Origin of the sequence: Psychrobacter sp. 1Y11 (assembly GCF_052259045.1) — a bacterium.
Classification (GTDB): Bacteria; Pseudomonadota; Gammaproteobacteria; order Pseudomonadales; family Moraxellaceae; genus Psychrobacter.
The window spans coordinates 20,428-29,800 of the sequence record NZ_JBQQER010000019.1; the positions used below are offsets into that span (position 1 = coordinate 20,428).

Sequence of the window (9,373 nt, forward strand, 5' to 3'; positions counted from 1 at the left end):
TCCTAGTACCAGAATATAGACGCGCAAGATACCCATACGCATTGACGCGCTGATGGGATAAGCTACAATACTCAAAACTTATGCCTATCTTTTGGACTTCTTATAACAGTCAAAAGAGCGGTAGTGACTAGACTTTCGTTATTGCGCTTATTTATAGAGACCGCTTATGAGTGACCTTCAAGACCCTAATGGCAAGCCGGATGATCGACAAGCGACTAGCAACGCTGACTTACCGCCTTATCGTCAACCTGAAGTCCCTAGCAATAATACTAAAATGCCGCCTTGGCTGCTACCGGTCTTAGCAGTTATGCTCGTGGTCGGTGTGCTGTTAGGAAGGTATTGGGGCAGTAATGAGTCTGCGAGTGATGAGCAAGTGGTGACCAGCTCTGATACTCAAGCCAATAGCGCCTCTGACATAGACAGTGTAGAGCAAGCAGTGCTGTCGGTAGAAACGGTGCTGCCAAGCCAAGATAGCATCGGTAATAATTTGCGTGCTGATGGCACCATTAGCCCTAAAGATACTGCTAATGTCAGCGCCAAGGTCAATGGAGTGGCGATCGAACAAGTGCTAGTAGAAGAGGGTCAACAGGTCAAAGCCGGTCAAGTCTTAGCCGTTTTCGATACTGACGCCGCCGAGCAGCAAATCCTGCAAGCCGAAGCGGAGGTGGCCGAAGCAGAAGCGACGCTTGCTAATGCCAGTGCTGATGCCGCTAGGGTATTGCCTTTGATCGATATCGACGCGATAAGTCGTCAAGAAGCCGATCGTTATCGCACCTCAGAGCTACAAGCAAAAGCGGCGCTGCAAGCGTCAAAAGCGCGCCTGAGCAATCAAAAATTAAACCTAAATAATTCGCAAGTTGTAGCGCCAGTCAGCGGTGTTATCAGTAAAAAAATGGCGGAAGTCGGTATGGTATCAGCAGGCGAGCCGCTATTCACGATTATCAAAAATGGCATTTTAGAGTGGCAAGCGGATATCGACCCTAAGCTTATCGGTGAGGTAACGGTAGGCACGCCGGTCAGAGTCAGCCTGCCGAATAACCAATCTGTCATGGGTAAGGTCAGCCGTATCGCACCAACCGCTGATAACAATCGTCAAATCACTATCTACGCGAGTCTAAATAAAAACCCAGCCGCGCGCTCAGGTATGTATCAGACGGGTGAGTTCTTATTAGGTAGCGCTAGCGCGCAAACTATCCCGAACGCGGCCATCGTGAGTAACGACGGTTACGACTATGTGATGCTAGTCACCGACATAAAGGTGCAAGATGGCAAAACCCTTGGCCGTATTCAGCAGCAGCGCGTGACTTTGGGCGAGCGTCTCGGTGATAAGGTAGCGGTAACAGAGCCGCTGCCTGCCGATAGTCGTCTAGTCAAGCAAGGGGGTAGCTTCCTTAATGACGGCGATCTAGTGCGGGTAGTGAATGACAACACAAGCCAGCAAGCGCAAGCAGCTACTGGCGCGGCGCAGGCACCCTTATGAACCTAAATGTCTCCGCTTATTCTATTAGAAACCCACTCGTTGCTATCTTGCTATTTGTACTGCTCACTTTGGGCGGTGTTTATGGCTTTATGCAAATGAAGGTTCAGCAGTTTCCTGATATTGATTTGCCAGCCGTCGTGGTGACTGTCACCTTGCCTGGTGCTGCGCCCTCGCAGTTAGAGAATGATATCGCCAAAAAGATTGAAAACAGAATCACTAGCATCGAGGGCATCAAGCATATTCGCACTACCCTACAAACGGGCGCAGCGACGATCGCTTCTGAGTTTGTACTCGAAAAGGATATTCAAGAAGCCGTTGATGATGTGCGCTCGGCAGTCGGGGAGGTCAGAGGAGATCTACCGGCGGCGGCGAACGACCCTATTATCACCAAAGTCTCGACTGCAGGCTTCCCCGTGATTACCTACTCTGTCGCCGCTGATAACATGAGCGTGGAGGATTTGTCTTGGTTCGTCGATGATACCATCACTAAGCGCCTCTCTGATATCCCTGGCGTTAGTGAAGTTGGCCGTATCGGCGGGCTTGAGCGCGAGATTACCGTTGCCGCAGACCCTATTGCCCTAAGCGGCTTACAGTTCTCTATCGTCCAGCTATCACAGCAGCTAGCCGGTATTCAGCAGGACAGCTCAGGCGGTGAGGCTGAAGTCGGTAACACCACTCAGACCATTCGCGTATTGGGCGCCGTGGAGCGTGCTGATGCCTTAAATGATCTACAAATAACGGTGCCTACGACTGGCACAACGCAAGCGCTCGGACGGCTGTCACAAATCACTGATGGCGCAGCTGACCCCACCTCGATTGCCAAGCTCGATGGACAAACGGTAGTGGCCTTTGATATTACTCGCTCTCGCGGCGCCAGTGAGGTAGAGGTGATGGAGCGCGTCGATGCAGAGCTTGCCAAGCTCAATGCGGAGATGAGCAATATCAGTGTCGAAAAAGTCTACGATAGGGCCACACCAGTCGCAGAGGATTATAAGGCTTCGATAAAGATGTTAATCGAGGGCGGTATCTTAGCGGTCCTGGTGGTATTTTTATTCTTAAAAAATGTCCGAGCCACTATTGTTGCTGCGGTGGCTCTACCTTTATCAGTCATTCCGACCTTTTTGGCGATGTATCTTTTCGATTTTAGTCTTAATATCATCTCTTTGTTGGCTCTATCTCTTGTCATTGGGGTGTTAGTTGACGATGCTATCGTTGAGGTGGAGAATATCATTCGCCATCTGCGCATGGGTAAGACGCCTTATGAAGCGGCGATGGAGGCCGCTGATGAGATTGGACTGGCCGTTGTTGCGACTACTTTTACCTTAATAGCGGTGTTTTTGCCGACTGCTTTTATGGGCGGCGTGGTCGGTCAGTTTTTCCGCCAGTTCGGTTGGACAGCGGCGTTGGCTATTTTTGCCTCATTAATGGTGGCACGATTGATAACGCCGATGATGGCCGCTTATGTACTGAGGCCAGAAAAACAGCGGGTAGAAAAACAAAGTAAGACCATGGATTGGTATCTGAAGGTGGTGTCTTGGACGCTACATCATCGCTGGCTGACAATGGGCGCAACTTTAGTACTGTTTGTCGCCTCACTGATGCTTGTCAAATTGCTACCAACTGCTTTTATACCAGATAATGATATCGATCAAACCCGAGTCGCCATCGAGCTGACGCCTGATGTGGCGCTAGAGGATACTGAGCGCGTAGCAGCGATGGCAAGCGAACGTATCTTAGCGCTACCTGGGGTGACCAATATCTTTACCTCGGTGGGTGCGGCGCAGTCCGCTATGGAAGCAAACTCTGTCGGTGGTAATCAAGCAGAAAATATTGCTAGTCTAGATGTTGTGCTGGCACCACGTGCCGAGCGCGCCTCTAAGCAAGACATTGAGCGTAAGATCAGTCAACTACTCGCCGAGGTGCCGAGCGCGCGCTTCACCGTTGGCTTATCTAGTGGTGGCGAGACTGGCTATAACTTCTCTTTGACCAGTACTAACCCGCAAGTGCTTGAGCAAACCGCTCAGCAAATCATGGCAGATATTCGTAAATTACCGATGGCAGGCGACGTGACTAGCGATCGCAGCTTACCGCGTCAAGAGTTGACGGTTACCCCCGATCGTTTAGCGATGGCAGATTTAGGCGTGACCACCCAAGATATCGCCACCACCTTACGTATCGCCACAGTCGGTGATTATGAGCAGCAGCTGTCTAAGCTTAATCTCGATACGCGGCAGATTCCCATTGTCGTGCGCTTGCCTGATGTCGCCAAAGAGAGCGTCAATCAGCTAGAAGGTCTCTATGTTCCTAGTAACAATGCTAGTGGACAAGGCGTCAGAGTAAGTGAGGTGGCAAGCCTAGACTTCGGTACCGGTCCGGCGCAGATTAAGCGCTTAGATCGGGAGCGCGCTATTAGCATTACCGTACAGCCTGCTAATGGCGAGCTTGGGGAGCTGGTACAAGCGGTGAAAAACACCCCAACTATGCAAAATATTCCCACCTCCATTACCATTATCGATCAAGGGCAGGCGGAGAACATGGCAGAGCTATTTAGCGGCTTTGTCATCGCCATGTCAGTCGGTATTATCTGTATTTTTGGGGTGTTAATCTTATTATTTGGTAAGTTGTTGCAGCCGTTCACCATCCTTATGGCGCTACCGTTATCGATAGGCGGCGCTTTTGTGGGCTTAGTGATTACTAATAGTAGCTTGTCGATGCCCTCAATGATTGGCTTTATTATGCTGATGGGTATTGCCACCAAGAACTCTATCTTGCTCGTCGATTATGCCATTATTGCGCAAAATCGAGGACTGGCACGCTTCGATGCGATGATAGACTCTTGCCGTAAACGCGCACGGCCGATTATTATGACCACTATCGCGATGGGTGCAGGCATGTTGCCGCTAGTGTTTGGTTGGGGCGATGCCGATCCGACTTTCCGGCGTCCGATGGCGGCGGCGGTGTTAGGTGGCTTAGTGACTTCCACCTTGCTGAGTCTGGTCGTGATTCCAGTCGTCTACACTTTGATGGATGATGTCTCTAACTGGTTTAGTAAGTGGCTTGTTCCGCATGGCCGTGATAAGCAGCAGGATCAGGTTGCTGATTGATTAGTATGAAGCCACAAAATGCCAGTTAGAGAAGTGAATAGTAAGTGTCTAACAGCTCAAATTGTATTATTATACTAATCATCACCACAAAGGAATGTGCCATGCTGACTTTAGCGCTTAACCTTAATATAGCGGCTTATCGTCAGCCGCTCGCTCTACTGTCTTTACTATCCATCGCGTTACTGCCGACGGTCAGTAGCCATGCCAACAGCTATCTTATCGTACCCGATAACTCAAACGTCCGCTTTGAGATTGACCATTTTAAGACTTCGACCAACTCCGGCGGCTTTTATAACTTAACAGGGCAAGTGCAGTACGACCCGAGCGCTGAGATTGGCGCGGTCTCTATGGTCATTCCCATTAACAGCATAAACACTGGCAATGTCGCTTTCGATAATGTCCTCAAAAGCGCAGATTTTTTTGATGTTGACAACTACCCTTTAGCCACTTTTACTTCTACCCAATGGCATTTCGCTAACGATAAATCAGAGTTACCCGTGACTCAAGTCGATGGCAATTTGACCATGCACGGTCAGACCCATCCCCTTACTTTGCGCGCTACTAAGTTCAACTGTTATTTTAGTTTTATTGCCAAAGGGCAAGTTTGCGGTGGCGACTTTACCACCACGATTGATCGTAGAAAATGGAATATTGATAAATATACCTTATTAGGTATTAGCGAAAATGTAGTGTTAAAGGTACAGATTGAGGCGGCAAAACAATAGTGTTATACGCTCACAGCGATCTATAGGATTAGACGATGTTAATTTACCAATTAAAAGGTCAAGATTTAATAAGTCTTGGCCTTTTGGTTTACTGCTATCATGGTCAATGAATAACCTTTCACCAGCTAGTTTGTTACCCTGTCGTTTTGATAATAAGCTTAGCTTTATGGATGAGTAATGAGACAGATCTCTAAACCACCAATAGTCCGAAAGCCAAGCACTTGGTTTATTGCTTTAGCTTGCCTAGTCGTCGGAGGAGGGCTGTTAGGAATCTCCACTAACTTAGCAAAATATGCAGTTGAGATTGGTCTGACGCCATTAGCGTTTTTATTTTGGTCGATTAGCGGGGCAGCTATTATCTTGTCTGTCGTGGCTTATATGCGCGATGAGGTGTTGGCGCCAAGTGCTCGTAGCTTTGAGTATTATGTCGTGGCAGCTTTGGTCAGTGTCGCAGGCTCTAACTTGATATTTTTCTCAGCGATTCCTCATGTTGGCGCAGGTTTTGTGGCGCTGATTATCTCTTTACCGCCACTACTGACCTATCTAGCAGCGCTCGCTATAAGTATTGAGCGGTTTAATGCTTGGCGAGCTATTGGGGTGGCAGCGGCATTGGCTGGCGCTGGCGTGCTGGCCGCTCGTAAATTCTCAGCGCCAGATGCTAGTGTGTTTTGGATAGTATTAGCTCTGTGCGGGCCTGTTCTGCTAGCTATTGGCAATATCTATCGTAGCCTACGTTGGCCAGATAACGCCTCTCCCATCGCTTTGGCACCAGGCATGCTGATTGCTGCTGCCATAATGCTAGGCTTAGTGGGTATATTACCAACCTTTACTCTAGCGGTTCCTTATACGGCGGCGCTACCTATGGGCTTGATTATCTTACAAGCCTGCATATTCGCCGGTCAGTTTTTACTGCTCTTTGTACTACAACAGACGGGCGGTCCAGTACTTTTAAGCTTACTCGGCGCGGTTGGGGCAATAGTAGGGGTACCAGTCGCCGTACTGCTACAAGGGGAGGCTGTGCCAGAAGGCTTAGTGCTGGGCGGCTCTTTGATTGCCCTTGGGGTGGCATTAGTAACTTGGGGCGGGATGAAGATGTATAATCACCAGCAAAGTGGCTAACAGATTGTCTATTAACCACTATCTTTGATGTCAAAATCAACCATTAAGTAGTCAAAAAAGCGAAGACTAGTAAATAAAGCGCTAGTTTTGCTCCTCTTAAAGTCATGCTCTCAAAGTCATTAAAGACTGTCAAATCAAGCTAAAAGTAGCAAATCCCTATCCAATATATCAGCGTAATCCAGAGCGATTAATACGCTAGGTAATGACTAGAGGATAGACCAATTTAGCGACAATAGCCTTTGATTTTTTTGAGCATATTTGTCTGTTAGTTTGTTTTAGCCGTGCGCGCTAATAATACTTTGGAGCATCTTCAATAAGATCAATAGCTTTTGTAAATAAGCTATTATTTTTATAATTATATTCATTTTATCTAATATATATATTCACAATAATGAATGGATGGTATAAAATGCGTTATGAGAGACGTTCTAGCTCTGTATCAATAGGCGAATAGTATTTATCTCAGTACGTAGCTCAACTAACCGTTTTATATGACTAATAGGCCCGTAAATAAATTTTGTCAGCGCCTACATCAGCCAAAGGTATGTGGTTTCTGACAAAGCTTAATGACCTATTATTACACAGGGAGTGTTGTCATGAATCGCAATTATAAAGTTATCTGGAATCGCTCATTAGGCTGTTTTACTGCTGTGGCAGAGTATGCCAAGAGTCGCGGCAAGTCCTCAAATACGGCAGTGACTTCAGGAGTTTCTTCCACTACAGCAACTACGCGTCTGCTGCGTTTGAGTACTTTGTGCTTAGGATTAGCCATGAGCGGCGTCGGTGTGCAGACGATAGCAGCGGTCAATTACCAAGGTGATATTGGCGACAATATTAATGCCCTTGGCACCTTAAATGTCAACGGCGGTGTGACTGATATTGCTAAATTAAGTGACAGCAATATCGGTGTCATTAGTGATAGTAACCCTGCTAATAATATTTTTGGGGTCAAAACCTTAACTATCAAACTGGCAAAGAACATCAATCTATCAGCTGATGGCAGTGTCAGGACGGGTAGTAGCGTAATGGATGATGATGGTGTCTCTATCGCTGGGGGTGCAAAATTTACAAAGAGCGGTATCGATGCAGGTAATCAAAAAATAAGCGGTGTTATAGACGGAGCGGTTGATGCTAGTAGCACTGAGGCGGTCAATGGTCGTCAGTTAAATGCTACTAATCAGGCACTTGCAGCCCAAAAGATCAAATACTTCAGTGTCAAATCTACAGGCGGCGGTAACGAGAATAACAATGGGGCCACTGGTGCTGATGCGATAGCCATCGGCAAAGATGCGAGCTCTTCAGGGCTAGCAGCAATCGGATTAGGTTTGAACGCTGAAGCTTCAGGTAGCAAGAGCTTGGCATTAGGACAGAATGCTATCGCCTCTGGTGGTCAGTCTATCGCTATCGGCGGAGTGCAGGATAATGCAGCAACACCAAGAACGACTGCTAGTGGTCAACAGTCCATCGCGATTGGTGCAAACGTTGTCTCAAGCGGTGCGTCCTCTATTGCTATGGGCGGTGATGATTTAGATGCCGCTTCACAAGCTAATGTCGATGGTAGTACACCAAGTAGCACTCTAAATGGCGGCACAGTCAATAAAGTATTCCGCTCTTATGCCAAACGCGACTTGCTTGATACTAGCCAACAGTATGCTGGATATACTCAAGCAGCAGGGGATGCTTCTATTGCTATTGGGGCAAAATCACGTTCTGAAGGGGCTCTATCTACCGCTATCGGGGTGCATTCTAGTACAGCTGGAGTTGCAGCCTCAGCTTTTGGGGTAGCAGCTTCAGCTTCAAAAGATGGTTCGGTAGCTCTTGGTGCCGGCAGCTTGACTGAAAATGATGCAACCTCTGAGAAATCTGTGGTGATCAATGGCGAGACTTATACTTTTGCTGGTAATGTACTAGACGATAATAATACTATAAAAACAGGAGCGCAATTATCGGTAGGCTCTGTAGGTGCTGAGCGTCAAATCAAGAATGTCGCTGGCGGTGCAATAAGTGCTAGCTCAACGGATGGGGTAAATGGTTCTCAGTTATTCGCTACTAACGCTAGTATAGATGATCTAAGCGATACAGTTGCAGCCCAAAAGATCAAATACTTCAGTGTCAAATCTACAGGCGGCGGTAACGAGAATAACGATGGGGCTACTGGTGCTGATGCGATAGCTATCGGTAAAGATGCGAGCGCCACTGGCCTCAGAGCGGTCAGCCTTGGCTTTGGCGCAAAGGCTACTGCTAAAGACGCCACTGCCATAGGTCCAAATGCGCAAGCAAGCAGTCCTAGAAGTATTTCGTTAGGTGATTTGGCAGGCAACCAATCGACCTCTTCTCAAAATAGCTCAAATATCGCTATTGGCGGCAGCGGTGATAAATCTGTCACTGGCTTTGGCGCAGGCTCTAAGGTGGTCGGACGTGACAACATCGCTTTAGGGGCGGAGTCTGGCTCTGAGATCGATGGCAAGATCAATGTCGGTATCGGCGCTGAAGCAGGCAACTTTGTCAAAGGCGATATCAACCTTGGACTCGGCCTAAAAGCGGGTAATCAAGTAGAAGGAAGTAGAAACGCCGCAGTAGGTGCGCAAGCGGGTAGGTCTGTTACAGGCAATTTTAACTCAGCCTTTGGCAATTTAGCCGGTCAAGGGGTGACTGGAAACAGTAATAGCGCCATTGGCGATAGCTCCGGCAGTGGAGTGACAGGCGAGCAAAACGTCGCTATGGGTTTTGAGGCGGGACAGAATATCACTGCTGATGGAACCGTTGCTATTGGAGCGCGTGCCATAGCTTCCACTAATAACGCCATAGCCATCGGTAAAGATGCGAGCACCACTGGCCTCAGAGCGGTCAGCCTTGGCTTTGGCGCAACAGCGACAGGCGAAGATGCCACCGCTATCGGTCCACAAGCACAAGCCCTATCGAATAGAAGCATCTCAATCGGTAAC

At 48.1% G+C, this 9,373-nt stretch carries 5 protein-coding genes; all 5 read left to right on the top strand.

Annotated elements, in window-relative coordinates; all coding sequences use genetic code 11:
- Positions 1-166 precede the first annotated feature (166 nt).
- Positions 167-1,480 (top strand): efflux RND transporter periplasmic adaptor subunit, encoded by a 1,314-nt coding sequence (locus tag ACTXGJ_RS12280; RefSeq protein WP_443566117.1) that lies wholly within the window; start codon positions 167-169, stop codon positions 1,478-1,480.
- Positions 1,477-4,584 (top strand): efflux RND transporter permease subunit, encoded by a 3,108-nt coding sequence (locus ACTXGJ_RS12285; RefSeq protein WP_443566118.1) that lies wholly within the window; start codon positions 1,477-1,479, stop codon positions 4,582-4,584. Before ACTXGJ_RS12280 ends, ACTXGJ_RS12285 begins: the two co-directional genes overlap by 4 nt.
- A 101-nt stretch (positions 4,585-4,685) precedes the next feature.
- Complete coding sequence (locus ACTXGJ_RS12290) at positions 4,686-5,309, top strand: YceI family protein (protein WP_443566119.1); 624 nt, start codon at positions 4,686-4,688, stop codon at positions 5,307-5,309.
- A 177-nt stretch (positions 5,310-5,486) separates the two neighbouring features.
- On the top strand, positions 5,487-6,428 hold the full coding sequence (locus ACTXGJ_RS12295; RefSeq protein ID WP_443566120.1) for a DMT family transporter: 942 nt from the start codon (positions 5,487-5,489) through the stop codon (positions 6,426-6,428).
- A 596-nt stretch (positions 6,429-7,024) separates the two neighbouring features.
- Positions 7,025-9,373, top strand: a 2,349-nt coding sequence (locus ACTXGJ_RS12300; RefSeq protein WP_443566121.1) for an ESPR domain-containing protein, incomplete at its 3' end; no start/stop codon positions are given.